The 25,038-nt window shown below is 66.9% G+C and carries 26 protein-coding genes and 1 riboswitch; of the genes, 17 read left to right on the top strand and 9 right to left on the bottom strand.

Annotated elements, in window-relative coordinates:
- Positions 1–1,155 (top strand): nucleotide disphospho-sugar-binding domain-containing protein, encoded by a 1,155-nt coding sequence (locus tag VHK65_00730; protein ID HVS04677.1) that lies wholly within the window; start codon positions 1–3, stop codon positions 1,153–1,155.
- Positions 1,156–1,159: 4 nt separating this feature from the next.
- Here the strand turns inward: VHK65_00730 and leuD are convergent, their stop codons facing one another.
- Genes leuD through VHK65_00715 form a run of 3 tightly spaced genes read right to left on the bottom strand, consistent with a single transcriptional unit; the run spans position 1,160 to position 4,857 of the window.
- Complete coding sequence (leuD, locus tag VHK65_00725) at positions 1,160–1,750, bottom strand: 3-isopropylmalate dehydratase small subunit (protein ID HVS04676.1); 591 nt, start codon at positions 1,748–1,750, stop codon at positions 1,160–1,162.
- Complete coding sequence (gene leuC, locus VHK65_00720) at positions 1,750–3,132, bottom strand: 3-isopropylmalate dehydratase large subunit (protein HVS04675.1); 1,383 nt, start codon at positions 3,130–3,132, stop codon at positions 1,750–1,752. Before leuC ends, leuD begins: the two co-directional genes overlap by 1 nt.
- 30 nt (positions 3,133–3,162) lie before the next feature.
- Positions 3,163–4,857: a PucR family transcriptional regulator ligand-binding domain-containing protein gene (locus tag VHK65_00715; protein ID HVS04674.1), complete on the bottom strand. Its 1,695-nt coding sequence runs from the start codon at positions 4,855–4,857 to the stop codon at positions 3,163–3,165.
- A gap of 283 nt (positions 4,858–5,140) precedes the next feature.
- Here VHK65_00715 and VHK65_00710 point away from each other — a divergent pair, with 283 nt between their 5' ends.
- The 10 genes from VHK65_00710 (at position 5,141) to VHK65_00665 (ending at position 15,563) form a co-directional block, all read left to right on the top strand.
- A complete protein-coding gene (locus VHK65_00710) occupies positions 5,141–5,332 on the top strand; it encodes a hypothetical protein (protein ID HVS04673.1) in 192 nt (63 codons plus the stop codon).
- Between the two features lie 15 nt (positions 5,333–5,347).
- On the top strand, positions 5,348–7,144 hold the full coding sequence (locus tag VHK65_00705; GenBank protein ID HVS04672.1) for a thiamine pyrophosphate-dependent enzyme: 1,797 nt from the start codon (positions 5,348–5,350) through the stop codon (positions 7,142–7,144).
- Positions 7,144–8,154, top strand: a complete 1,011-nt coding sequence (gene ilvC / locus VHK65_00700) for a ketol-acid reductoisomerase (protein ID HVS04671.1) — start codon at positions 7,144–7,146, stop codon at positions 8,152–8,154. Before VHK65_00705 ends, ilvC begins: the two co-directional genes overlap by 1 nt.
- On the top strand, positions 8,154–9,386 hold the full coding sequence (locus VHK65_00695; protein ID HVS04670.1) for a 2-isopropylmalate synthase: 1,233 nt from the start codon (positions 8,154–8,156) through the stop codon (positions 9,384–9,386). Before ilvC ends, VHK65_00695 begins: the two co-directional genes overlap by 1 nt.
- The gene (locus tag VHK65_00690; GenBank protein HVS04669.1) at positions 9,386–10,372 is read left to right on the top strand and encodes a branched-chain amino acid transaminase; all 987 of its coding nucleotides are present in this window, start codon (positions 9,386–9,388) and stop codon (positions 10,370–10,372) included. The genes VHK65_00695 and VHK65_00690 overlap by 1 nt, the downstream gene beginning before the upstream one ends.
- 56 nt (positions 10,373–10,428) lie before the next feature.
- Positions 10,429–10,532, top strand: a riboswitch (SAM riboswitch).
- Positions 10,533–10,605: 73 nt separating this feature from the next.
- Positions 10,606–11,850, top strand: a complete 1,245-nt coding sequence (gene thrC, locus VHK65_00685) for a threonine synthase (GenBank protein ID HVS04668.1) — start codon at positions 10,606–10,608, stop codon at positions 11,848–11,850.
- The gene (gene asd / locus VHK65_00680; protein ID HVS04667.1) at positions 11,847–12,935 is read left to right on the top strand and encodes an aspartate-semialdehyde dehydrogenase; all 1,089 of its coding nucleotides are present in this window, start codon (positions 11,847–11,849) and stop codon (positions 12,933–12,935) included. Before thrC (VHK65_00685) ends, asd begins: the two co-directional genes overlap by 4 nt.
- Positions 12,926–14,194, top strand: coding sequence for an aspartate kinase (locus tag VHK65_00675; protein HVS04666.1), 1,269 nt, complete (start codon positions 12,926–12,928; stop codon positions 14,192–14,194). Before asd ends, VHK65_00675 begins: the two co-directional genes overlap by 10 nt.
- A complete protein-coding gene (gene thrB, locus VHK65_00670) occupies positions 14,194–15,093 on the top strand; it encodes a homoserine kinase (protein ID HVS04665.1) in 900 nt (299 codons plus the stop codon). The genes VHK65_00675 and thrB overlap by 1 nt, the downstream gene beginning before the upstream one ends.
- Before the next feature lie 98 nt (positions 15,094–15,191).
- Positions 15,192–15,563, top strand: a complete 372-nt coding sequence (locus VHK65_00665; protein ID HVS04664.1) for a hypothetical protein — start codon at positions 15,192–15,194, stop codon at positions 15,561–15,563.
- A 70-nt stretch (positions 15,564–15,633) separates the two neighbouring features.
- On the opposite strand, the gene VHK65_00660 is transcribed toward VHK65_00665, so the two are convergent.
- From VHK65_00660 to VHK65_00640, 5 genes are all read right to left on the bottom strand, one after another.
- A complete protein-coding gene (locus VHK65_00660) occupies positions 15,634–16,095 on the bottom strand; it encodes a nuclear transport factor 2 family protein (protein ID HVS04663.1) in 462 nt (153 codons plus the stop codon).
- A gap of 123 nt (positions 16,096–16,218) precedes the next feature.
- Positions 16,219–16,635, bottom strand: coding sequence for a methylglyoxal synthase (locus VHK65_00655; protein ID HVS04662.1), 417 nt, complete (start codon positions 16,633–16,635; stop codon positions 16,219–16,221).
- Positions 16,636–16,755: 120 nt separating this feature from the next.
- The gene (locus tag VHK65_00650) at positions 16,756–17,376 is read right to left on the bottom strand and encodes an aminodeoxychorismate/anthranilate synthase component II (protein HVS04661.1); all 621 of its coding nucleotides are present in this window, start codon (positions 17,374–17,376) and stop codon (positions 16,756–16,758) included.
- Position 17,377: 1 nt separating this feature from the next.
- The gene (trpE, locus tag VHK65_00645) at positions 17,378–18,850 is read right to left on the bottom strand and encodes an anthranilate synthase component I (protein HVS04660.1); all 1,473 of its coding nucleotides are present in this window, start codon (positions 18,848–18,850) and stop codon (positions 17,378–17,380) included.
- A gap of 13 nt (positions 18,851–18,863) precedes the next feature.
- Positions 18,864–19,898, bottom strand: a complete 1,035-nt coding sequence (locus VHK65_00640; GenBank protein ID HVS04659.1) for a homoserine dehydrogenase — start codon at positions 19,896–19,898, stop codon at positions 18,864–18,866.
- Positions 19,899–20,200: 302 nt separating this feature from the next.
- On the opposite strand from VHK65_00640, the gene VHK65_00635 reads away from it, so the two are divergent.
- From VHK65_00635 to thrC (VHK65_00610), 6 genes are all read left to right on the top strand, one after another.
- Positions 20,201–20,899 (top strand): DUF6338 family protein, encoded by a 699-nt coding sequence (locus tag VHK65_00635; protein ID HVS04658.1) that lies wholly within the window; start codon positions 20,201–20,203, stop codon positions 20,897–20,899.
- Entirely contained in the window at positions 20,896–21,057 is a 162-nt protein-coding gene (locus VHK65_00630) for a hypothetical protein (GenBank protein HVS04657.1), read from the top strand. Before VHK65_00635 ends, VHK65_00630 begins: the two co-directional genes overlap by 4 nt.
- A gap of 576 nt (positions 21,058–21,633) precedes the next feature.
- Entirely contained in the window at positions 21,634–21,921 is a 288-nt protein-coding gene (locus VHK65_00625) for an SEC-C metal-binding domain-containing protein (GenBank protein ID HVS04656.1), read from the top strand.
- On the top strand, positions 21,903–22,265 hold the full coding sequence (locus VHK65_00620; protein ID HVS04655.1) for a hypothetical protein: 363 nt from the start codon (positions 21,903–21,905) through the stop codon (positions 22,263–22,265). The genes VHK65_00625 and VHK65_00620 overlap by 19 nt, the downstream gene beginning before the upstream one ends.
- A gap of 3 nt (positions 22,266–22,268) precedes the next feature.
- Positions 22,269–22,655 carry a hypothetical protein gene (locus VHK65_00615; GenBank protein HVS04654.1) on the top strand — a complete coding sequence of 129 codons (387 nt, stop codon included), beginning with the start codon at positions 22,269–22,271 and terminating at the stop codon, positions 22,653–22,655.
- A gap of 266 nt (positions 22,656–22,921) precedes the next feature.
- A complete protein-coding gene (gene thrC, locus VHK65_00610) occupies positions 22,922–23,962 on the top strand; it encodes a threonine synthase (GenBank protein ID HVS04653.1) in 1,041 nt (346 codons plus the stop codon).
- Here the strand turns inward: thrC (VHK65_00610) and leuB are convergent.
- The gene (gene leuB / locus VHK65_00605; protein ID HVS04652.1) at positions 23,959–25,038 is read right to left on the bottom strand and encodes a 3-isopropylmalate dehydrogenase; all 1,080 of its coding nucleotides are present in this window, start codon (positions 25,036–25,038) and stop codon (positions 23,959–23,961) included. The genes thrC (VHK65_00610) and leuB overlap by 4 nt on opposite strands.

Genomic DNA, 25,038 nt, shown 5'->3' with positions numbered 1-25,038 from the left:
GTGGGCGAGATCCTCGTCGTCGCGACGGGTGGCGCCGGCGGCGACTTGCCGCCGCTCGTGGCCGCCAGCCTGGCGTTGCGTGAGCGGGGCCACGAGATCACCTTTATCGGTGATGCGTCGGTGCAGCGCACGCTCCTTCCACTCCAGGTGGACGTCGAGGTCCTACCGACAGAGGTCGATCTCGGTCCTCGCCTGGCGAGCGTGGTCCAGGAGGCGATGCAGGCGTCGGGGAGCGATCTGGCAAAGGCCGGTCCGATGCTTCAGCGCGCTATGACCGTCTGGGCTCATGACGTGGCGGAGCCGATCGCGCTGTCGATCGAGCGCCATAAACCGACCGCCATCGTCACCTCCCTCTTTGGCGTCGAGGCGGTTGACGCCACCTGCCCGCCGTGTCCATGGGCGGTCGTCAACAGCACCTTTTACATCGGCCCCAACCCGCCGCGCCCGGTTGAGGAGGACTTTGGCCCGCGGGCGATCCCCCTGATCACGCGCTACGCGGAACTGCTCGAGTCAGCGGACCTCGTGTTGCACGCCACGGACCAGGTCTTCGACTACTCGTTTGATCGCCTGCCGTCTCGGCACCACTACGTCGGACCGCTTGGCATCTGGGAGCCACCTCGAGAACGTCCACGCTACCTTCAAGAACCCGGCGATCCGTGGGTTCTTGTTTCGATCAGCTCGCAGCGTCAGGATGACGTCGTGCTCGCCGACGCGGCCGGTCGCGCGCTCGCCGATGAGCGCGTCCGAGTTCTCGTCACGCTCGGACCGGAACACGAGCCCTCAGAGCTCACGGCGCATCCATCGAATGCGCGGGTCGAGAAGACCGTTTCGCATTCGGCCGTGTTGGGGCAAGCGGCACTGCTCGTCAGCCACGCAGGGCACGGAAGCGTGATGAAGGCGCTGTGGCACGGGAAGCCGATGGTGCTGGTTCCATGGGGCCGTGATCAGCCCGGCGTCGCCGCCAGGGCCGAGGCGCTCGGTGTCGCCGAGGTCGTGCCGTGCGCGCAGGCAACCGCCGAAACTATTGGCGCCGCCGTGAAACGGTCGCTCGCCGATCAGGAGATGGGCCGTAAGGCCGCGAAGCATTCCGCTCGACTGCGCGCAACAGATCCACCGGCACAGGCGGCGGCCCGGCTCGAGTCACTGCTCGTGTGAGCGACTAAGGGGTTGCTGCCGGAAGCCAGGCCGGGCGGGCGGTCTCGTAGCGCGCGATATCGGTCTCCCGCCGCAGCGTCAGCGCAACCTCATCCCAACCGTTGAGCAGGCACTCGCGGTAGAACGGGTCGATCTTAAACGACGTCTCGAATCCGCCCGCGCCAATCCGCTGGGCCGCGAGGTCGACGGTGACCTCCATCCCGGGCTCCTCGGTGGCGAGACGCATGAGTTCCGCAACCTGAGGCTCCGGGAGCTCGACCGGGAGCAGGCCGCTGCGAAAACTGTTGCTCTTAAAGATGTCGCCAAAGGACGGCGCGATCACGACGCGAAACCCGGCGTCGAGCAACGACCAGGCCGCGTGCTCGCGCGACGATCCGCAACCGAAGTTCGCGCCGGTCACCATCACCTGCGCGCCCCGGTACTCCGGTTTGTCCAGGATGAAGTCGCCAACGCGGCGCCAGTCGTAAAAAAGGAAGGGGCCGTAACCGGAGCGTTCGATCCGCTTGAGAAATTGCTTGGGGATGATCTGATCGGTGTCGACGTTTGCCCGGTCGAGCGGGGCGAGAACGCCGGTGACGCGGGTGAAGGGTTCCATCAGTTCCTCGAGAATTCCCTCACGTCGACCAGGTGGCCGGCGATCGCCGCCGCGGCCGCCATCGGCGGGCTGACCAGGTGGGTGCGGCCTCCGCTCCCCTGCCGGCCTTCGAAATTGCGGTTGCTCGTCGATGCGCAGCGCTCGCCCGGCCCGAGGATGTCGGGATTCATGCCGAGACACATGGAGCAGCCCGCATCGCGCCACTCGAAGCCTGCCTCGCGAAACACGGCATCCAGTCCTTCGGCCTCCGCCTGCTGCTTTACGCTGACGGAGCCCGGCACGACCATCGCCCGTACCGTGGGATGCACCGTCTGGCCGCGTATGACCGTTGCCGCCAGGCGGAGGTCCTCGAGGCGGGCGTTCGTGCAGGAGCCGATGAAGACGCGATCGATCGCGATGGCCTCGATCTTCGTTCCGGGCTCGAGCGCCATGTAGGCCAGCGCCCGCTCATCGGTCTCGGTTGCCGGGTTGGGCACACTGCCGGTCACCGGCACAGACTGCCCGGGATTGGTGCCCCAGGTCACATATGGCTCGAGCCGCCCAGCGTCGATCGACACATCCTGGTCGAATTCCGCGCCCGCTTCGGTCGGCAGGGCCTTCCAGCGCGCGACCGCCTCCTCCCATTGCTGGCCGCGGGGCGCATGCGGTCGCCCTTTCAAATAGGTAAAGGTCGTCTCATCAGGCGCCACCATCCCCGCGCGCGCGCCACCTTCGATCGTCATGTTGCAGACCGTCATCCGCCCCTCCATCGACAACGCGCGGATCGTCGACCCGCGGTATTCGATGACATGCCCGCGGCCACCGTCGACGCCAATCCGGGCGATGATGCCGAGCGCCACATCCTTGGCCGTGACGCCCATGGGCAGGTCGCCATCGACGGTGACGGCCATCGTCTTCGGCCGGCGTTGCCGCAAGCACTGCGTGGCAAGGACGTGCTCGACCTCGGACGTCCCGATGCCGAAGGCGAGCGCGCCGAACGCGCCGTGGGTCGAGGTGTGCGAGTCGCCGCACACGATCAACAGGCCTGGCTGGGTAAGGCCGAGCTCGGGCCCGATGACATGGACGATCCCCTGGCGGGCGTGGCCCATGCCGTACAGCGCGATTCCCTCCCGCCGGCAGTTGGCTTCCAGGGCCGACATCTGGCGTTCCGCGATCTCGTCGGCTGCCGCCCGCCCGCCGCGGGTCGGCACATCGTGGTCCATGGTCGCGACGGTGAGGTCGGGCCGGCGGACCCGCCGGTTGGCCAGGCGCAAGCTCTCGAAGGCTTGCGGCGACGTCACCTCGTGGACGAGGTGGAGATCGACGTAGAGCAGGTCGGGCTCGCCCTCGCCGGCGGCGACGATGTGCTCGTCCCAGATCTTCGCCAGCATCGTCTTTCCCATCGCGCGATTCGTTGGACCCACGACGCGAATCTACCTCGTTTCGGCGAGGGCCCGCACGCGCAAAGCGAGCAGGAGATCCAGCCGGGCGTCGGCGTCCTTGAGGTCGACCCCGGTGACCTCGCTGATCCGGCGTAGCCGGTAATGCAGTGTGTTGAGGTGAATATGCAAATCGCGCGACGACTGCCGCAGGTTGCCATGCCGCTGCAGGTAAACCTCGAGCGTCTTCAGTAGTGGCGTGCCGCGGGCCCGGTCGTAGTCGACCAGCGGCGCCAGCATGCGGCCGGCAAAGGCGTCCAGGCCAGCCCGATCTTCGACCTGCGCCAGCAGCCGGTAGACACCGAGGCGTTCGTAGTTGATGACCTGCTCGCGTTTGCCGAAGCGCACCATCAGGTCGAGTGCGCGCTGGGCTTCGACGAAGGCGGGCTTGAAGTCTTCAGGCTTGACGCAGAGCCGGCCTATCGAGACCGACACTGTGATGCCGAGCTCCGACTCAGCGACGGCCTCGCGGATCCGCGTGGCGAGGCCCTCGGCCTCGGGGTCGGTGCCGTCGGCGGATTGTGGCACGAGCACGATGACGCTATCGCTGTGGGCGCTGACCAGGTGGCGCGGATGCTGACGGCGAACGGCGCCGGTCACGACCTGGAAGAGTTGATGCTTGAGCGCGATGACGCGCCCCTCCTCGTAGCGTCGCTCTCTGATGAACCGTCCGAAGTGGTCCACATCGACCACCAGCAGCCGGTGCGGCACCGAGAGGTCGTAGTGAAGATGTCGCGCCCGGCGCTGGACGTTCGCCTGGTCGCCGAAGGTGCCGTTGAGCAGGTCATCGACCAGCTCGCCGCGCACCCGATCCTCGGCTTCCGCGACCTCGCGCTGCTTGATCATCTCGAGCGCGATCACGGTGGCCGCGTGCTCAACCGCCACCATCGCCAGCTCCTCGAGGTGCTGCGGGTGATCGATGATCGACAAGTAACCCAGGTTCTCGCGACCGGCGAGGACGGGCGTGATGATGCGGGGCGCGGTCAACCCCAGCTCCGGAAAGGGTGGAACCTTGTGTGGCGCGCGGCCGCGCACGACCTCCTGCAGCATGCTCTTGATGGCCGCCGCCTGGCGAACCTTGAGCGGGGTGCCGTGGTGAGCCAGCGTTTGCTGCCGGTGCTTGTCGGTGACACCCGGGACCACGTGGCTGGCCAGCAGGTGGAAGCTCACGTCCTCGAGCGTGACCGAGCTCTCGACCAGCTCGCCCAGCGTCTTGACGATCGCATCCAGGCCCTGGCCGTCGAGGGCGAGGTGGGTGAACTGCGTGTGGATCTCGATCGAGCGCCGCAGCTGGCTGTTCTGGGCGTTGATGATGCGCTCGAGGATCGGGTTCATGATCTCGAGGTAGGAGACGTCCGGGGGGATCCGGATCAGGGGGATCTTGAATTCGTCCGCCTGGCCCAGCATGTCCTCGGGGATCTGGGGGAGGTAGCGCTCCGGCTTGATGACCAGGCCGGCGGAGCCGACCGCTGCCAGGTTGCGCATCAAGTCCTTCTGGGCCGCCTGGTCATCCTTGATCGCGAACGCCACGGTCAGCAGCAGCTCGCCCTCGGCGAGCCAGCTGATCGTCTCTGGGGATTCGAGCACCTTCACCCAGGTGATCGTGCGGTCGAGGCCGCTGGCCCCGGCCAGCACCTCGCCCCTCCTCAACCCCCCCAGCGCCATCGCTTCCCGGACTGTGAGCGCCATGGGAGTGACTAGTATGCCCCAAGCTGGGGCTGGCGTGAAGGACCAAAGGAACCAATGACTTTTGGATGGTTTGCACAATGGACTCGCACGGCCGAGGCTGGTAGCGTTTCGGGTTGAGTCAACCGGCGTTGATGGGGATTTACTCACCCCCGGAGCCGGGCGGCTCGACAAGAGCGGCGGCCGTGGCCGCAAGCAGGGTGGTACCGCGGGAGGCGATCCTCTCGTCCTTGCAGCAGGAACGTGTCGTTCGACCAAGCCAGCTGCAACGAGGAGGAAGGTACCAATGGCCAGCTACACCATCGAGATCCCTGACGGGTTGCACCACGAGATCCAGGAGCGACGGCACCAGATCGACGTGGCGGACATCTGCACGCAGGCGCTGAGCGCCGCCGTCGCCGGGCGCCAAACGCAGGCCCATCCGTTCGGGCGCGGACACGAGGTCACCGAAGCGATCAATCGCATGTTCAGCGGTTGAGAGGCGTCGGATCTGATGAGTACTGAAATGATCGACCGCGTCGAGCAGGAGCTGACACCGTTTGGGCCGGCGCCGCTGGAGCGCACCAGCGGCAACTTCTGGCTGATCGAGACGCTCCGCCGCTGGGGCATCACCTCCTACGCCGGCGTCAACGGTGGTGGCTTGATCCACGTGACCAAGCACCTCGAGCCCTTGTCCGACCCGTCGGAAGCGACAGACGGCGCGCCCCGCATGCTGACGATGGGCGAGTACGTCGCCGGCTTCGTTCCGCTCGGGTACTACCTCGCCTCCGGCCGCGTCGCCGGCTGTATCACCACGACCGGCGCCGCCACCAAGCTGGGAGGGAGCGGCCTGACCGACGCTAAGCTGCACAACATCCCGGCGGTCTACCTGGTTGCCCTTAACTCCACGCTGTCGATCGGCCAGGCGCCACTTCAGGACGTGTCGGTCCACGGCATGAACATCGTGCCGCAACTCCAGGCCGAGCTGGGTGATGGCTGCATCGTGATCGACGACATCGACACCATGGAGGAGCAGCTCGAGCGGGCCCAGGCGATCCTGATGGAATCCAAGCCGATCGCCATCGCCTTTTATCCGGACATCCTCTCCAAGGACATCGAGGTCGACGTGCCGTCACGTCTCCGCCCCCGCGGCTTTCGTCCGCAGGACGTCGAGCGCTTCGTGCAGGACTTTCCGCAGATCGCCGACGGGCGCCGGGTCGTGATCTATGTCGGCAGCGAGGCCGCGCGCTGGCCGGGCATGCCGGCCCTGACCACCCAGCTGGCGGAGCTGCTGCAGGCGCCGACCGTCTGGTCGGTCAACGGGGCGAATGCCGTTTCGCCCGACAACCGCTACGGCTTCGGCTACATCTCCTTCGGCGGCAACGACGAGGCGATGAAGCTCTGGCGAAGCGTCGGTCCCGACGACTGCGTCATTACGCTCGGCTTCGATCCGGGCGAATATTCGCTCAACCTGGCGACGATTCCCGCCGGACAGGTTTGGAACTTCACGGGGTGGACGGAGCAGTACGGCCACATCGCCGGCGAGTTCCGCCATCGCGTTCGCGGCAACTACGACGTGGTGCATGGGGACCTGGACGCGGTTCTACGAGAGGTCATTCCGCAGCTGTCGAAGCGCGGCGTCGGCCGGCGGCCACCGATGGATGTGCCCGAACGCCTCAATACCCGCCAGATCTCTCGCGACGTGCGCGAGGGTAGCGTCGACTTCATCCGCTTTTACGAGCAGCTGCACCAATCGTGGCGGCCGAACAGCATCGGGTTCGACGACGTCTGCATCGCCTACAAGGATCGGCAGTACGTCACACAGCGACCCCATCCCTGGATTCCGTTCCACAGCACCCATGACGGGTCGGCGATGGGCGGCGGTTTCGGGCTGGGCGTCGGCGCAAAGATGGCCGATCCCGGCCTCCATACCTTCGTCTTCTCCGGCGACGGCTGCTGGCGCCTCTTCGGCGGCGCGCTGGCCGACGCCGCCAACCTCGACCTGCGGCTCTTCATCATCAACAACGGCGTCTACGGGATCGTCGACAAGGGCCTCGAAGTCGTCATCCCCGACGTCGAGAAGCGGCGCTACCATTCGACGCTGCCGACGATCGACTTCGTCGGTGCGGCGAAGGCGCATGGCTGGGACGGCTACCGGGTGAAGCCGGACTTGAGCAATCTCAAGGAGATCATGGACGCCTGCTATGAGACCTCGGGCCAGTCGATCCTGATCGACGTGCCGGTCGACGCCGACCAGGTGATCGGCCTCAACCCCCGGCTGAACAACCTGACGACCAAGACGTACCTCTAATGGCCAAGGTCTACTACGACGACGACGCCGACATGGCGGCGCTGGCGGGCCAGCGAGTCGCGGTCATCGGCTACGGCAGTCAGGGCCACGCGCACGCCCTGAACCTGCAGGACAGCGGCGTCGATGTCGTGGTCGGCCTCTACAAGGGCAGTAAGTCCTGGGAGGCGGCAGAAAAGGAAGACCTACGCGTCGAGACGGTCGAGAAGGCCGTCGAACTCGGCAACCTGGTGATGATGCTCGTGCCGGACCAGACGCAGAAGCGGCTCTACGACGAGGTGGTCAAGCCGAACCTCAAGCCGGGCAGCGCGCTGATGTTCGCGCACGGCTTCAACATCCACTTCAGCCAGATCCTCCCGCCGGCGGATATCGACGTCGCGATGGTCGCGCCCAAAGGGCCGGGCCATATCGTGCGCCGGCTCTTCAAAGAGCGGGTCGGCGTCCCCGCGCTGTTCGCCGTCCACCAGGACACGACCGGCAAGGCGCGCGCCCGCACGCTCGCCTACGCCCGCGGGATCGGCTCGACGATGGCGGGCGTGCTGGAGACGACGTTCAAAGAGGAGACCGAGACGGACCTTTTCGGCGAGCAGGCCGTGCTCTGTGGTGGACTGACCTCGCTGGTCAAGACCGGCTTCGACACCCTGGTGGAAGCCGGCTACCAGCCGGAGCTCGCCTACTTCGAGTGCCTCCACGAGATGAAGCTGATCGTCGACCTGATGTACCAGGGCGGCATGAGCTACATGCGGTACAGCATCAGCGACACCGCCGAGTTCGGCGACTACGTCAGCGGCCCACGGATCATCAGTCCCGCCGTCCGCGAGGAGATGCGCCAGATCCTCCGTGAGATCCAGGACGGCACCTTCGCCCGCACCTGGATCCTGGAAAACCAGGCCGGCCGGCCCGCCTTCAACGCCTCCCGGCAGCGCGCCAAAGGCGAGCTGATCGAGAAGGTCGGGGCGGAGCTGCGCGCCATGATGCCCTGGCTGAAAGCCGACAAGAAGGCCAGCAACTGATGGAGGCCCGAGTACCGACACCGACCGGCGACCGCGTGTTCATCTTCGATACCACCCTGCGCGACGGCGAGCAATCGCCCGGCGCCTCGCTGACCCCGGATCAGAAACTGGCGATCGCCTGGCAGCTCGCTCGCCTCGGCGTTGATGTAATCGAGGCCGGCTTCCCCCTCTCCTCTCCCGGCGATTTCGAGGCGGTGCAGCGAATCGCCCGGCAGGTTCGGGGCCCGATGATCACCGCGCTGGCGCGGGCGGCTCGTCCCGACATCGATGCTGTATGGCAGGCTGTCCAGGATGCCGAGCGAAAGCAGATCCACATGGTGCTCTCGGTGTCCGACATCCATATCGAGCGGAAGCTGCGCTCCAACCGGCGCGATGTGCTCCGCCGCGGCGTCGAAGCCGTTACCTATGCCCGCTCGCTCTGCGATGACGTCGAGTACTCGCCCGAGGATGCCGGCCGCGCCGATCTCGCGTACCTCTTCGAAACGCTCGAGGCCGTGATCGACGCCGGCGCCACGGTCGTCAACATCCCCGACACGACGGGCTACACGCTCCCCAACGAGTTCGGGGCGCTGATCGCGTCGATCCGCGACAACGTCCGCAACATCGACCGCGCCTTGATCAGCGTGCATTGTCACAACGACCTCGGCCTGTCGACCGCGAACAGCGTCGCCGCGGTCCTGAATGGCGCCCGCCGGGTCGAATGCACGATCAATGGCATCGGCGAGCGGGCCGGCAACGCCTCGCTTGAGGAAGTCGTGATGATCCTGCGGACCCGCGAGAAGTCGCTCGGGCTGCGAACCGGTATCGACACCACTCGCCTGGCGGAGGTCAGCGCGCTGGTCTCGAAGCACACCGGCATCCCGGTGCAGCCGAACAAGGCGGTGATCGGCGCAAATGCCTTTGCACACGCTTCCGGGATTCACCAAGACGGCATTCTCAAAGACAAGCTGAATTACGAGATCATGCGGCCCGAAGAGGTAGGGATGGGAGAGAGCCGGATCGTGCTCTCCCCCAGGTCGGGGCGCCACGCGTTTCAGTTCCGGCTCCGCGAGCTCGGGTACCACCTCTCGGAGGCGGACTTCGGCCGGGCCTGGGAGCTCTTCCTGGAGCTCGCCGACCGCAAGAAAGACATCCTCGATCGGGACCTGGAGGATATCGTGCGCCTCACGCAATCGCTCGCAACAACGGCCCCTCCCCCTCAGGGGGAGGGCAGGGTGGGGGCTATCGCCTGATGGCAATCGAGCCCCTGCACCCGGAAACGGCGCCACCCCCGCCAACGAAGGCGGTCTATGGTGGCTTTGCCTACTTCAAGGGCGCGATCGTGCCCTTCGGAGAGGCGAACGTCAGCATCGGCACCCACGCGTTGAACTATGGCACGGCGTGCTTCGAGGGGATCCGCGGGTACTGGAACGCCGAGCAGCATGAGATCTACCTCCTGAAATTGGCCGAGCACTACCAGCGGTTTCTCAAGTCGGCGGCGCTGCTCAAGATCAAGGTCGAGGAGAACGTCGACCAGCTGTGCGAGCTGACCCGCGAGATCGTCCGCCGTGACGGCTACCGGACCGACGTCTACGTCCGGCCGATCGCCTACAAGGCCTCCGCCATGATCAAGGTCGATCTGCACTCGTCCGAGGATGCGGTTGCGATTTTCGCCATGCCGATGGGGGCCTACGCGCGCATCGACGGGCTGCGAGTCACGATCTCCTCCTGGCGGCGGGTCAGCGACAACAGCATCCCGGCCCGGGCGAAGATCACCGGCGCCTATGTCAACACCGCGCTGGCCACGGAAGATGCCAACGCCGCCGGTTACGACGATTGCCTGATGCTCACGGAGGACGGTCACATCGCCGAGGGGGCCGCGGCCAACTTCTTCATGGTCCAGGGCCGAACCCTGGTCACACCCCCCGTCACGGATGACATCCTGGTTGGCATCACCCGCGCCGCCGTCATGCGGCTGGCCCTCGACTTCGAGCTCGACGTCGTCGAGCGAAGCATCGACCGCACCGAGGTTTACCAGGCCGATGAGGCCTTCCTCTGCGGCACCGGCGTCCAGGTGGCGCCGATCGTCGAGGTGGATGGGCGCCGGGTTGGCACCGGCCGGCCCGGCACCATCACAATGGGACTCCAGGAGGCCTATTTCCGCGCGGTGCGGGGCCAGGACCCGCGCTACCGGCAATGGTGTACCCCGGTTTATGGGGGGATGCCCCGAATTACGTAGTCAAGTTGCAAGGCGGAGGCAGGGACTGTTAGGCTTTTCGGACAACTGAATACCGACGGTTATCAAGAGTGGCGGAGGGACCGGCCCAGAGATGCCTGCCAACCTACCGGGTGACCGGCAAGGTGGAAAGTCCGTCAGACGAGAGTCTGAAAGATGATGCAGTCACGGACGAGACGGCCCCTCCCCCCAGGGGCTTTTTATTTGTTTGTGATCAAGCGTCGAGGAGGAATTCGGTGAAGCAGTTGCGCTGTCGGGAGTGCGGACGATTGCGGGAGTTCGAGCCCGCCTACGTCTGCGAGCACTGTTTCGGACCGCTCGAGGTCGCCTACGACCTCGACGCCGTCAGGGAGCGGGTCAGCCGCGACTCGATCGCGAAGGGACCGAACACCATCTGGCGCTATCGCGAGCTGCTGCCCGCCCCGAACGGCGAGCCCATCGACCTGGGGACTGGCTTCACGCCGCTGGTGAAAGCCCCCAACCTCGGGAAGGTCCTCGGCCTCGACCATCTCTATCTGAAGAACGACACGGTGAACCCGACGGGCTCGTTCAAGGATCGCAACGTGGCGGTCGCCACCAACTTCGCGCTCTCCTACGGCTTCGACACGCTCTCCTGCTCCTCCACCGGTAACCTCGCCGGCTCGGTCGCCGCCTACGCGGCGCGCGCGGGAATGCGCGCGCTCGTCTTCATCCCCGCCGATCTGGAGCCGGGCAAAGTCGGCGCCGCGAGCGCCTACGGCGCCATGGTCGTGGAGGTCAACGGCACCTACGACGACGTCAACCGGCTGTGCGTCGAGCTCGCCGATCTGTACGGCTGGGCGATCGTCAACGTCAACCTCCGGCCCTTCTACTCCGAAGGGAGCAAGACGCTAGCGTTCGAGGTGGTGGAACAGCTCGGCTGGAGGGCGCCCGATCACATCGTCGTCCCCGTCGCCGCGGGGTCCCTGCTCGCCAAGACCGCCAAAGCGTTCCAGGAACTCGTCGGCGTCGGCCTCGTCGACCGGGTCGCCACGCGGATCCACGCCGCGCAGGCGGAAGGCTGCGCCCCGGTCAGCACCGCGATCCAGGATGGCCGCGACCAGGTCACGCCGGTGCGGCCGAATAGCATCGCGAAGTCACTGGCGATCGGCAACCCCGCCGACGGCCGCTACGCTACACGGGCGGTGCGCGCATCGGGAGGGTGGGGCACCGCCTGCCGCGAGGACGCGGTCCAGGAAGCGATGGCACTGCTGGCCGAGACCGAGGGCGTCCTGAGCGAGCCCGCCGGTGGCGTCGTGGTCGCCGGGCTCAAGGAGCTCATCGGCACCGGCCGCATCCAGCGGAAGGAAACCGTCGTGATCTGCGTCACCGGCAACGGCCTGAAGACGACTGAGCTCTTCGATGTCCGCGATGGGCATCGGCTGCACCTGGCGAAGCCCCGCGCGTCGGAGTTCGAGACGGCGCTGGCCGCTGCGGAAAAAGCGCCCGCCAGCGTCGCATGACCCAAACGCTTCGGGTCGGCATCCTTGGCGCGACCGGGCTCGCCGGCCAGCAGGTGCTCGCCGCACTGGTCCAGCACCCGTGGTTCACGGTTGCGGCGGTGGGCGCCTCCGAGAGCTCGGCCGGAAAATCGCTGGGCGACGCGCTCCGCGACCCGTCCGGTGCGAGCCGCTGGTTTGCCGAGGGCCACCCTGACGGGTCGCTGCTGGCGCTCCGCTGCCTCAACGATGAGCAACTCCTCGCGCAGCCGCTCGACCTGGTCTTCAGCGCGGTCTCCAAAGAGGTCGCGGAAGTCTGGGAGCCTCGCTTTGCGGAACGGGTGCCGGTCATCAGCACCGCGTCGGCGTTTCGCTATGACCCCGATGTCCCGATCTTGATCCCAGGGATCAACGACGCGCATGCGGAAGCGCTGCACGATCAGCGCCGCAAACGCGGCTGGCGCGGCTTCATCGCGCCGATCCCCAACTGTACGACCGCCGGGCTGGCCGTCTCGCTGAAGCCGCTCCAGGATGCCTTCGGCGTCCGCACCGTGATGATGACCTCGCTCCAGGCCGTTTCGGGCGCAGGCCGGCAGGGCGGGGTGCTGGCGCTTGACGTGATCGACAACGTCATACCCTTCATCCCGGGCGAGGAGGAGAAGGTCGAGCGCGAGACGAAGAAGATCCTCGGGCACTGGGGCGAGCCCGCGCAATTTACGGTTTCCTGCACTTGCACGAGGGTCAATGTCCAGGACGGACACCTGGAAGCCGTCTACGTGGGGACCGAGCGGCCGTCCGATGCGGCGACGGCCACCGCGGCGATGGAGCGGTTCGGCGTCGACGGGCTCAAGGGTCTGCCCTCGGCGCCCGAACGGCTACTGCAGGTCAACCGCGACCCCTTCCGCCCGCAACCACGCCGCGACCGAAACGCGGGCGACGGCATGACGGTCACGGTCGGCCGCGTGCGCGATGAGCCGGCGCTCAAGGGCGTCAAGTACGTCGTGGTCTCGCACAACACCAAGCTCGGCGCGGGCAAGGGGGCGGTCCTCGCGGCTGAATGGCTGACGCGGGAGGGCTTTATCACGTCTCAAACGCTCGCATGGCACTAGAGCGCCGCTCGCGTGGGGCGACGCCCCGAATTCCTGAGTCCCTTACGCGACCGATCCTCGTTCAGAAGTTCGGCGGCACGTCGCTCAGCACGCCGGCCCGCATCAAGCGGGCGGCCAAACGCGTGGCCGCCAGCCAGCGGGCGGGCTATGACGTCGTCGTCGTCGTGAGCGCCATGGGCGACTCGACCGACCATCTGCTTGGCCTGGCGTCACAGGTTGCCAAAGACCCGACCGCGCGCGAACTCGATCTGTTGCTCTCGACCGGAGAGGGCGTCTCCGCCCCGCTGATGTCGATGGCCCTCAACGAGCTGGGCGTGGCCGCCGTCTCTCTCCTCGGCTTCCAGGCGGGCATCCAGACCGACCAACGACACGCGAAGGCTCGCATCGTCGGCCTCACCCCGGGTCGGATCGAGCGCGAGCTGGCGGCGGGGCGGGTCGTCGTGGTTGCCGGCTTCCAGGGCATGGGCGACGAGATGGAAGTCACCACGCTCGGACGAGGTGGCTCGGACACGACGGCCGTGGCGCTCGCCGCGGCCCTCAAGGCGCAAGCCTGCGAGATCTTCACCGACGTGCGCGGCATCTACACCGCCGATCCGCGATTCGTTCCGAACGCGCGATTGTTGCCCCACATCGCCTACCCAGAGATGCTCGAGCTGGCCAGCTCTGGCGCCCGGGTGATGCACCCGCGAGCCGTCGAGATCGCCGAGGCTTACTCGATGGAGCTGCACGTCCGCTCGAGCTTTCACGCCGGGCCGGGTACCATCATCAGTTCGGAGGCAACGATCATGGAAGAGCGGAATCGGGTCCGGGGCATCGCGCACGAAGAGCACGTCGCCCGGCTCTCCGTCGTCGGCGTCCCAGATCGCCCCGGCATCGCCGCCGCCATCTTCGCGCCGCTGGCGGAAGCCGACATCGCCGCCGATGTGATCGTGCAGACCGCGAGCCACGAAGGTGTCACGGACATGTCGTTCACCGTGTCATCGGCCGACGGCAAGCAGGCGGAGCGTATCGTCCAGGGCGTCGCCAAAGAAATCGGCGCGCGCACGGTGCTCGCGCAAAACGGCCTCGCCAAGGTCTCGGTCATCGGCAGCGGCATCCGTGGGCAACCCGGCGTGGCGGCGACTATGTTCCGCACGCTGTCGGTCAACGGCATCAACATCGAGATGATTTCCACGTCGGAGGTGCGCATCACCTGCATCATCGACGCGAAAAAGGTCAAGGACGCCGTCGCGGCTCTGCACGAGGCGTTCAAGCTGTAGTGTCCAAAAGCGCCGCGGTGCGGGTCCCGGCATCGTCGGCCAACCTCGGACCGGGCTTCGATGTGCTCGCGCTGGCGCTCGATCTGCACCTCACGGTCGAGGCGCGCGAATCGCCGACCACGACGATCATCTGGAAGGGCGAGGGCGCCGGGGAAGTGCCGCTCAACCGCAAGAACCTGATCGTTCGCGCAGCCGGGGAGCCGTTCGCGGGATGGAGCCGCCCGCTGACTGGCCTCGAGCTTCGCGTGAAGAACGACATTCCAATCGGCCGCGGCCTCGGCAGCAGTGCCGCCGGTATCGTCGCCGGGATCACGCTGGGGGCGAAACTGCGCGGCCTGCGAATGCCGGCGCAGCGGCTCCTCGAGCTCGCCATCCCGCTCGAGGGCCATGGTGACAACCTGGCGGCCGCGCTCTACGGTGGCTTCTGCATCGCCGTGATCGAAAACGGCGGGGTGCGCGTGCATCGCCTCGACTGGCCAACTCGCTGGCGCGCCGTCCTCTTCGTTCCGAACGACGTCTCCCCCACTCACGAGGCCCGCCGCCTGGTGCCGCGCCGTCCGACGCGCGAGGATGCGGTATTCAATCTTGGCCGGGTCGCGGAGTGGGTGCTCGCCTGTTCACAAAAGGATCGCTCGCTGGTCGCCAGCGCGATGGACGACCGGCTGCATCAGCCCGGGCGGGCGTTGGCCTATCCCTATCTCGACGACACCATCGCGGCGGCCGAGCAGGCCGGTGCGCTGGGCGCGGCGCTCAGCGGCGCGGGCGGCAGTGTGATCGCCATCGCGGATCGGAACCTTGCGGCCGTCGGCAAAGCGATGATCAGGGCCGCCGGCTCGCACGGGATCAAGGGGAGCCTGGCCACGCTGAGGGCCGCGGCGGCTGGCGCCACCATGAAATGACCAGACCTTGTAACCCTTCTGAAAGGTTCGCACGGGCACACTGATCTCAGCGTGGAGACGTGCGTCGTCCCATGCCTGCCATTCCAGATGAGAAGGAGGTGAGAAGCATCACTCCAACGCAACGCGTTATTACGATCGTCGGCGTCGCCGGATCGCTCATCGCGGGCGGCGCGATCGGGGCCACACTGGCCGGTCCGCTAGCCGCCGCGGCGGCGAACACGGGCAATTCGACTCAGCAGATCGCGGCAACGGCGAGTCCGAGCGCGGCCGCGGGGACCTTCAAGTCCAATGAGGCCACGGCCCACGAGGCCGGTGAAAGCGCCACCGTCGAGGCCCAGGAGAACTCGGGCCAGCGACCAGGTGGTGGCACCGGGAAGTTCACGCCCAACGAAAACGCCACCCATGAGACGACCGAGAGCGCCGCACGTGAGGCGCAGGAGAACGCGGGCCAGCGCCCGACCGTTCCCTAAAACCACAACCTGATCGATCGACCGAGATTTGAAGAGGCTGGGCCACCGACGGGGTCCAGCCTCTCTTGGATCAGGCGCGCGCGGCGGCCGGAGCGGGCATTAAGCCCAGCTGCTGGAGAGCACCCGCCGCATCAAAGTACTGGTGAATCGATGTGACCCTGGCGTTGGCGTCGTTGGTCGCGACGTCGACGGCCGCTATCTCGACCTTCTTGTTAGTAGCCGGAAGAACGTCTCCGGTCGGCAGGCGGAGCGGGCCAGTGTTGGTTCCGGTGACTGTGTACTCGACGACGATCACATTTCCTTCGTTGAAGATGCGCTGGGCGGTCACCTTGATGTCAGGATAGGTTTCATACATCTGCGCAAAGTAAGCCCTGAGTGCGTCACGTCCTTTGATCCGACCGGACAGGGGCGAGACCAGCTCTGCGTCTTCCGTGAAGTCCTTCAGCCACTCGTCGATGCGATGCTGATTGAATAGCTCGATCGCATTTCGTGTCTTTTCCTTTAGGTCTGCCATGCTCAGGCCCTCCTTCAACGGCGCTTGGCGACAGCGGCCACATGATGCGCCGATCCAATCAACCTCAGCAAGCTGAACCTGAACCTTTCAGGATCTGCTCTCCCTCGACCCGTTTGCGTGAGAGGGTCCGGAGTCGGGCGGTCAGCTCGCGGCGGCTCGGAACTCCAGGAGGAGCGGCGAGCTGATCAGCACATCCGCGGTAGCGATATTCGTGGCCAGCGGAATGTTGCAGACGTTGCAGATTCGGAGCAGCGTCTGGATATCGGGATCATGAGGATGCTTGTCCAGTGGGTCCACCATGAAGAGGACCGCGTCGATGTCGCCCTCGACCACGCGGCTGGCAATCTGGACGTCGCCGCCATGCGGCCCAGCCGTCACCCGCTCGACGTCGAGCCCGACCTTGTCGCGCAACAGGTCACCGGTCGCCCCCGTGGCGACGATGTCGTACTCCTGCAGGCGGCTGCGGTTGAATGTCGCAAAGGCGACCAGGTCTGCCTTCTTGCCGTCATGCGCAATGATCGCCAGACGCGGCCGCTCACGATTCGAAGCTAACTTCACGTGCGAAAGCATACGTCCCCGGTATTTCGAAAGCATCGGACGCTGGCTACAAGAGTGTGACGGTATCTTTGAATTGATCGCACACCCCTACTGAACACCCCGATCGCCGCGGGTATTCCCCTATCGGTCACCCTGAGTGACGCTCGTACTACGCCAGGCACGGGCATCCTGCAGGAAATTCGTGAGCAACTGATGGCCATGCTCGGTCAGGATCGCCTCCGGATGGAACTGCACGCCGGCGAGCGGATGCTGCCGGTGCCGCAGTCCCATCACCGTGCCGTCCTCCGTCCATGCCGTGACCTCCAGGTCGTCCGGCAGGTTGTCGCGCTCGACCACCAGTGAGTGATAGCGCGTGGCCACGAAAGGGCTCGGAAGACCTCGAAAGACAGATTGCTCCCGGTGCATGATGCGCGAGACCTTTCCATGCATCACCTGCGCGGCACGCCGCACCTGCCCGCCGTAGGCTTCGCCGAGACACTGGTGGCCGAGGCAAACGCCGAGCATCGGGAGGGTCGGGCCTAGCTCGAGGAGGAGATCCTTACAGATACCAGCATCGGCAGGTGTTCCGGGCCCTGGCGAGAGCACCGCGGCAACGGGGCGCAGATCCGTGATTTGCTCGAGCGTGATCTCGTTGTTGCGGTGGACCACAACCTGCTCGCCCAGCTCACCGAGGTACTGAACCAGGTTGTAAGTGAAGGAGTCGTAGTTGTCGATCACCAGCACGACGTCCCTGAGATTCATGTCAGCCCGCGGCGGCGAGCGCCTGCAGCAGCGCGGATGCCTTATTGCGCGTCTCGAGGAACTCTTCCTCGGGGACCGAGTCGGCGACGATGCCGGCGGCGGCCTGAACCGTCGCATGGCCATCTTTCACCACCATGGTTCGAATCGCGATGCAGGTGTCGAGATCGCCGGTGAAGCTCAGGTAACCGATGGCCCCGGCGTAAACGCCCCGCCGCTCCCGTTCGAGCTCGGCGATGATCTCCATGGCACGGATCTTCGGCGCCCCGGTCACCGTGCCAGCCGGGAAACAGGCGCGCAAGGCATCCATCGGGCTGCAGTCGGCGCGCAACCGTCCGGTGATGTTCGAGACCAGGTGCATCACGTGCGAGTAGCGTTCGACATTCATCAACTCCGTCACCTTCACGCTCCCCGTCTCGCAGACCCGTCCGAGGTCATTGCGCCCGAGGTCGACGAGCATCACGTGCTCGGCCCGCTCTTTTTCGCTGGAACGCAGTTCGTCCTCCATGCGCTGATCGGCCGCCGCATCGCGACCTCGCCGTCGGGTGCCCGCGATCGGCCGGTAGCGCACATTGCGACCCTGCACCGTCACAAGGATTTCCGGGGATGTGCCAAGGATGGTGGTCGCGGGCAGCTTGAGGAAATACATGTAGGGCGAGGGATTGAGTGCCCGTAGAAGGCGGTAGACGTCAAAGGCATCGGCCAGGAGCGGCATGGTGAACCGCTGGGCAATCTGCACCTGGTAGATATCACCCGCAAGGATGTGCGACTTCGCCTGCTCGACGGCGTTGAAGAACTCCGGCTGCGACAACCGACCTTCGAGACTGACACCGGCCGGCCGGTCGGCGGGCTCGAGCGCCCGCAGGCGAACCGTCCGGTTCAGACGGCGGGCCAGGTCGTCGAGCCGCGCCACGGCTTCGGTATAGCGCGACTCGATCGGCGGCCGCTGCGTGCGGACGTGGGTGACGAGCTTCAACCGGTGTCGGACATGGTCGAAGCAGGCGAGCGTGTCGGTGATGATGAACACGCCGTCGGCCACCTGCAGTGGATCGGCCGCCGGCACCGGAAGGTGCTCCAGATAACCCGCGGCTTCGTAGCCCAGGTATCCGACCGCGCCGCCGCAAAACCCTTCGGGCAGACCCTCCGCCGGTTCCGCGGCAAATGTCTGCAGATAGGCTTCCAGGGCACGAAGCGGGTCCGCTCCGTCGAGCTCGCGCCGGCCACTGGCATCCTGTACCGTGGCGCGACCGCCCGCGATCGTCACGATCGCCATCGGGTCGGCCGCTACAAACGAGTAGCGGCCGAGCTGCTCGCCGCGCTCGACGCTCTCCAGCAGGTAGGCCGGACCATCGCTCGCCAGCGCCGCGTAGGCCGTCACCGGCGTCAGCGCGTCGGAGAGCATATCGCGAAAAATCGGCACCATCGGCGCCTGCCGGGCGCGTTCCTTGACCTGGTCGAGCGTCAGCGAAACAGACACGTGGCCCCCGTCATCACGAGGCTGCAGGATACGGGTTCTTTGGTCCGAGAGGCGCGACCGTCGTCAGCGGCATGTCCGCCAGGCTCGCGAGCAGAGAGCCCGCTGAGGTGGGCACGTCCCTTGCTGCCCGTAATAGATCGGCGAGCACCGCGCTCGCGGCGGCGTCCGGGCCCGCCCCCGGTCCTTCAAAGACGAGCGACCCGGCGTAGTCGGCGTCGAGGCTGATGGCATTCATCGCGCCATGGACGCGTGCCATCGGCGCATCCATGGGCAACAGTCGTGGACGGACGTCGGCCTCGATGGAGCCATCGTCGCGGCTCGTCGCGGCCGCTACCAGTTTGATGACGAAGCCACGCCCGCGTGCCGCCTCGACCTGCGCCGGATCGACGCCGCGAATCCCGACCCGCTCGATCTGGGAAGGGTCGATGGGGCGCCGAAAGGCCAGCATCATGAGGATGGCTAGCTTGGCGGCCGGGTCATGCGCGTCGACATCCGCGCTCGGATCCGCCTCGGCGAGACCGCGGCGCTGGGCGTCGGCGAGGGCTTCCGTATAGGTCGCCCCGCCGTCCATCGCGGCGAGGATCGAGTTGGTCGTGCCATTGAGGATGCCCATGATCGAGCGGATCCGGTCCGCGCCAAGCGTGTCGGCCAGGGTTTCGACGATCGGGATCGCGCTGGCGACGGAGGCCTCGAACCGAATCGTCCCGAGCCGGGCCAGTTGCGGCCCCTCCGCGGCGATCAGTTGCTTGTTGGCCGTGATCACCTGGCGGCCCGCCTGGAGCGCCGTATGTATATAGGTATGCGCCGGTTCGAGGCCGCCCATCACCTCGACGACGGCATCGAGGTGTGGCTGTGCCAGCAATTGCGCGGCGGGGAGCAACGGCGCCGGTGCGCGCCGGCCCTCAGGGTGCGCCACGGCGACGGCTTCCAGGTGGATCGGCCGGCCGGCGGCTTGGGTGATCCGATCGGCATCCTCCACCAACCGTCGCGCCAGCGCTCCGCCGACGTGGCCAAGGCCGAGCAGTCCAACGCGATACGGGGCACGCATTCGGGAACGCTACCATCACCGCCACAGCGGCCTCCCACGCCAGCGAGTTCAGCCGATGGCATGGCCAGCCGCGGGCCAGTTGACAGCGCCTCGATGTCCGAAGCGGAACGGCGTTAGTGCGGTGCGCTCGACTACCAACAGCCTGCAAGCCGTGGCGCCAGCGGACGATACATCCATGTTGCCGCACGAGCGCCGCGGTGGCCGGAAGGACGACGACTACACGGTCCCCGATCCTGCTAGCTCGCTTCGCTAAACACCTCCACATTGCCAGTCGCGCGGCGGCTCGCTATAGTTCGAGCACGGTGGGGCCCGGCACCTTCGAAGGCCTGTTCGTGATCCTCGTCGCCGTCGTCCCCGGCTACATCGCCCTGGCCCTGTGGGCGCGGAACAAGACGTGGCAGGAGCCGCCCACCGACCTTAAGTACGTGCTGCTCGCGATCGTCGTCAGCGCCGTGATCCAGCTCCTGGAGTTCCTACCCCTGACCTCTTGGTGGGTGTGGCCCGTTCACGACCGCCTCATCGACCATCCCATACGCGTCGCGTTCTGGGGCCTGTTCGCTCTCCTGCTCGTCCCGGCGATCGGCGGGCTCTACGCCGGCCGGCTCACCTCGCTCTCATGGGGGACGCTGTTCTGGGGCAAGAGCCCGCCGAGCCTCCGAACACGGGAGGGATGGAGGCGCGTGCTGCTCGAGGACCTGTTCCCGCCGGTTCCGCCGTCGCCGTGGGATAAGTTCTTCCTCGAAGACACGGCCGACGGGCAGTTCCTCGTCATCACTTTCAACGACGGTTCCAAGGTCGCGGGCAGCTACTATGGTCCCGCGTGGGTCGCGATGTCGCCCCAGACCCAAGGCATCTTCCTCGCCCAGGAGTACACGGTGAAGGACGGGCAGATCGACAAGGAGATAACGGAGTCAAAGGGCGTGCTGGTGCCGGTCACCTCGAACATCGCAAGCGTGAAGGTCCTGGCGGCAGCGTCGGACGCAAAGGAGGCAGCAAAGTGATCGAGACCATCGCCCGACACCGCGGCGACGAGGACGCGGAGATACTCCGCAAGGGCTATGACAAGCCGCTCACGCAGGAGAAGCCGCAGCCCGCGAGAGAGCCGCGCGAGCGGCCCGCCCCGCAGCAGGAGGGACAAAGGAGGTCCGACAATGGCTAAGAAGGGCGGTAAGAAAGGCTACGCGAAGCCGAAGACCACGACCAAGCCGAAGCCGAAGAAGTAACCAAGGTCCGCGCGACGCGGCTCATGCCCGTGTGAGTCCGACAAGCAGCTGTCGCAGACGGGTGCGAAGCTGATCCTGGCACGCCCGGGGAAGGGGCCGGTGGTCGGGTCGATGGCTCAGCGAGGTGACGGACATGCCGATCGTGACGAAGGTGCGGAAGGAGCGGTCCTCGGACGGGACGCACGAGCACGTCGCGGGCGTCTGCATAGTCGCCGTACATCACGACGCGCCCGGACTACACGACCGCGAACAACCTGGACAACCTGCCGACCTGCTAGGTCCCCCACAAGGGCACGTCCGTTCGCACTTATCCACAGGTTGTGGGCAACCGCTTGACCCGGCACTAAATGTGGGCTAGGATGTCGTGCAACGGCTGGCAGGTCGGTGGTTGTGACGCCCCCGCCGGAGCCAGCGAGGAGTGTTTCGCGTTGGCAAGCGACCCCATCGGAACCGCTGGCGGGACGACCGCCAGCCCACGCCGCCCCTCGGCGGCCCAACCTGGAGGCCTAATCATGCCTGCCGTCCCGGCCGTATGCACCAATTGCGGCGCCGTCTTCTCGTCCGGCATCGTCCTCGGCGACAGCCTCAGCGGCGTGTCAATGTCCGGCAGCACCGCCGGCACCTGCCCAAAGTGCGGCGGGATGGGGCTGGTAAGGGGCGGCGTGTACTCCTCCGGCAGTTCCTCTGGCGGTGGCCTGGGCCGTGCGACGCCGCGGCCGCCCACCAACGATCCGAGCCCCAGCGGGCCGTGTCCCTGCGGCGGCGGCAAGAAGTACAAGCGATGCCACGGCGCCGCGTGATGCTTGAGACGTCAGCCCCCATACGCCGGTGGATCGGGTCATCCGTTGTCCTCGCCGTCGGCCTCGTGCTGGCGATCTTCTCTGTCTGGGCCGGCTTCTCGCACTGGTTGCTCGTCGGCCTCGCTGCCGTCGCGGCGGTTGCGATCTGGATGACCTGGCCCGGCCGCGACGAGCCGGGGGCCGAGCGATCCGCGTTTGTGCGAGGGGACGCGTCGGGCTCGACCTTCGACGATGTCGTCTCCGACGGGTCGGACTCATTCATCGAGGGCAACGCGATCGGCGCGATCTTTCGCCGAGTCACCCACCGCGCGCCGCGGCGCCCGGGCCGCTCGAAGGACAAGTAGCTCGTGCCAGCCATGGATATGCGCTGCTGCTACTGCGGGACGCCCCGTGACCTGGTCCGCACGGGCGGGCCGAAGGTCGTCCCCGCGGCCTGCCGCTGCGGCGCGTCGTTCAGACCGCTGCTCTCCACCTTCGAAGCGTTCCGCAGGCGGGCCGTCCAGTCGGGGGCGCCCCGGCAGGGGATGCCGCAGCGCCGGGTCCCCAACTTCAGCATCATCGACTGCGTGATCGACAACTGCCGCGTCGGCATCCACATGGAGGGCCCGACCCACGGCCTGATCGACGGCCTCACCGTGCTAAACACACCCGTCGCCTTGGAGCTCGGCGGCGGCGCGACCGTCGACGCGCGGCACGTGTACCACAGCTCGGGCCCGCGCAGGCCGGCGGCGTAGTAGATGGCGCTTGACGTCGGCCAAGGGGTGGTCAACCTCGTGGCAACGAGCTGAGAAAGGGATAACCCTCGTGCTCCAGCTGGGGCAGTTCCGCCTCTCTCCAACTGGGCGAGCTAGCGGATTACCCCGGCGAGTGCGCGCACAAGGGTTATCTTACGATCGGGCGATTACACAAGCCGCGAGACCGACGGGGCGGCCGTGATGGGCGGGCCTCCCGCGGGCCACATTCCTGAATTCGGCCGTGATGGACCGCTACCATCACCGCCATGACCGCCGGCATCATCGAGCGTTATGCGGCGTATCTGCCAGTGACGCCGTCTACACCCCGGATCACGCTTGGTGAGGGGTCGACGCCACTGGTGCGGTCGTCGAGGATCGGGCCGGCGATCGGGCTCGACCAGCTCTATTTCAAGTGCGAGGGCCTGAATCCAAGCGGATCGTTCAAGGACCGCGGGATGGCACTCGCCACGGCGAGGGCGATTGAGGCCGGGGCCCGAACGCTGATGTGCGCCTCGACTGGGAACACGAGCGCCTCGGCGTCCGCCTATGCCGCGCGCTTTCGCCTGCGCGCTGTCGTCGTCGTGCCCGCGGGAGGCGTCGCCGCCGGAAAGCTGGCGCAGGCGCTCGCCTATGGCGCGATCATCGTGACGGTCAAGGGATCGTTCGACCGTGCGCTGACCCTTGTGCGCAAGCTGGCCGACGAGCCGGCCGTCGCCCTGGTGAACTCGGTCAACCCCTATCGCATCGAAGGCCAGAAGACAGCGGCTTTCGAGATCGTCGAACAGCTGGGTCGCCCTCCGGCACAGCTCTTTATTCCGGTCGGCAACGCCGGCAACATCACCGCCTACTGGCGAGGGTTCCGCGAGCTCGCCAGCCGCAGCGGCGCGTCACTCCCGACGCTGCACGGCGCGCAGGCGCGGGGAGCGGCGCCGCTGGTCAGCGGGCGGCCGGTCGCACGGCCGCAGACGGTCGCGTCCGCGATTCGGATCGGCAACCCCGCCTCGTGGAGCGCCGCCATTGCGGCGCGTGACGAGTCGGGCGGCACGATCGAAGCCGTCAGCGACGACGAGATCATGGCGGCGCATCGACGGCTGGCGCGCGAGGAAGGCCTGCTGGTCGAGCCGGCATCAGCAGCCGCCGTCGCCCTCTTGCTGAAAAGGGCGGCCGCTCGAACCCTGGGCGGCAAGCCGGTTGTTTGCGTGCTCACCGGTCACGGGCTCAAGGATCCGCAGGCCCTGACTCGCGGCTTACGAGTGCCTCGCCCCGTCGAGCCGACGCTGAAGGCGCTGCGGCGCGCGATCGGCTAACCCAGCGCGTCCACGATCGCGTCGGCCATCGCGGTGGTTCCCACCGCGGTCTCAGCATCTGGGGCGGTATCGGCGGTGCGAAGGCCTGTCGCGAGCACGTGTGAGACGGCGCGCTCGATCGCCTGCGCCGCGTCCTCCCGGTTGAGCGACCAGCGCAGCAGGAGCGCGGCGCTCAGGATCGCGCCGATCGGATTTGCGATGTCTTTTCCCGCGATGTCCGGTGCCGACCCGTGGATCGGCTCATAGAATCCCAGCGTTCCGGCGCCGAGGCTCGCGGACGGCAGCATCCCCAGCGCGCCGGCCAGCATCGACGCCTCGTCGGTAAGGATGTCGCCGAAGAGGTTCTCCGTGAGCACGACGTCGTAAGCCTGCGGCCGGCGGAGCAGTTCCATCGCGAAGGCGTCCACCAGCATGTGGCTGCAGGCGACGTCGGGGTAGTGTTGCGCGACCCGGCTGACGACCGCTCGCCACAGCCGCGAGGTCTCGAGCACGTTGGCCTTGTCGACCGACAAGAGCTTGCGGCGCCGCAAGCGGGCCAGCTCGAACGCCCGCACCGCAACCCGCTCGATTTCCGGAGTGCTGTATCGCATGGTATCGACGGCGGCTTCACCGCGCGCGGTCATGTAGCGCCGCTTGGGCCGGCTGAAATAGAGGCCACCCGTCAGCTCGCGAACCACCAGCAGATCGACGCCGTGGACTCGCTCCGGTCGCAGGACCGAGGTGGCGACCATGGCGGCATCGACCCGGACCGGACGCAGGTTGGCGAAGAGGCCCAGGCCTTTGCGAAGCCCGAGCAGCGCCGAGCCGGGCCGCAACTTGCTGTCCGGTGCCGCATCGTCCCATTTGGGACCCCCAACCGCGCCGAAAAGGATGGCGTCCGCCGTCTTGCAGAGACGAAGTGTCTGCGGTCGCAGCGCCACGCCGTAGGCATCGACCGCCGCACCGCCCACGACATCGTCGACATAGTCGAGGGCGATGCCAACCTTGCCCGCGGCGGCGTCCAGGACTCGCCGCGCGGCGGCGGTCACCTCCGGACCAATACCGTCTCCAGGCAGTACCACGATGCGCGCGGCGAT

The sequence above is a fragment of the Candidatus Dormiibacterota bacterium genome (genome assembly GCA_035544955.1).
Classification (GTDB): Bacteria; Chloroflexota; Dormibacteria; order CF-121; family CF-121; genus CF-13.
Note: the sequence above shows the minus strand (reverse complement) of the source record. Positions and strands in the feature narration are given on the sequence as shown.

What these genes read in the sequence shown, in the direction of transcription:
- leuD (HVS04676.1), bottom strand. Translation starts at nt 1,750, where the DNA reads ATGGAACCCTTCACCCGCGTCACCGGCGTTCTCGCCCCGCTCGACCGG.
- leuC (HVS04675.1), bottom strand. Translation starts at nt 3,132, where the DNA reads ATGGGAAAGACGATGCTGGCGAAGATCTGGGACGAGCACATCGTCGCC.
- VHK65_00715 (HVS04674.1), bottom strand. Translation starts at nt 4,857, where the DNA reads ATGGCGCTCACAGTCCGGGAAGCGATGGCGCTGGGGGGGTTGAGGAGG.
- VHK65_00710 (HVS04673.1), top strand. Translation starts at nt 5,141, where the DNA reads ATGGCCAGCTACACCATCGAGATCCCTGACGGGTTGCACCACGAGATC.
- VHK65_00705 (HVS04672.1), top strand. Translation starts at nt 5,348, where the DNA reads ATGAGTACTGAAATGATCGACCGCGTCGAGCAGGAGCTGACACCGTTT.
- ilvC (HVS04671.1), top strand. Translation starts at nt 7,144, where the DNA reads ATGGCCAAGGTCTACTACGACGACGACGCCGACATGGCGGCGCTGGCG.
- VHK65_00695 (HVS04670.1), top strand. Translation starts at nt 8,154, where the DNA reads ATGGAGGCCCGAGTACCGACACCGACCGGCGACCGCGTGTTCATCTTC.
- VHK65_00690 (HVS04669.1), top strand. Translation starts at nt 9,386, where the DNA reads ATGGCAATCGAGCCCCTGCACCCGGAAACGGCGCCACCCCCGCCAACG.
- asd (HVS04667.1), top strand. Translation starts at nt 11,847, where the DNA reads ATGACCCAAACGCTTCGGGTCGGCATCCTTGGCGCGACCGGGCTCGCC.
- VHK65_00675 (HVS04666.1), top strand. Translation starts at nt 12,926, where the DNA reads ATGGCACTAGAGCGCCGCTCGCGTGGGGCGACGCCCCGAATTCCTGAG.
- VHK65_00650 (HVS04661.1), bottom strand. Translation starts at nt 17,376, where the DNA reads ATGAATCTCAGGGACGTCGTGCTGGTGATCGACAACTACGACTCCTTC.
- VHK65_00640 (HVS04659.1), bottom strand. Translation starts at nt 19,898, where the DNA reads ATGCGTGCCCCGTATCGCGTTGGACTGCTCGGCCTTGGCCACGTCGGC.
- VHK65_00625 (HVS04656.1), top strand. Translation starts at nt 21,634, where the DNA reads ATGCCTGCCGTCCCGGCCGTATGCACCAATTGCGGCGCCGTCTTCTCG.
- VHK65_00620 (HVS04655.1), top strand. Translation starts at nt 21,903, where the DNA reads ATGCCACGGCGCCGCGTGATGCTTGAGACGTCAGCCCCCATACGCCGG.
- thrC (HVS04653.1), top strand. Translation starts at nt 22,922, where the DNA reads ATGACCGCCGGCATCATCGAGCGTTATGCGGCGTATCTGCCAGTGACG.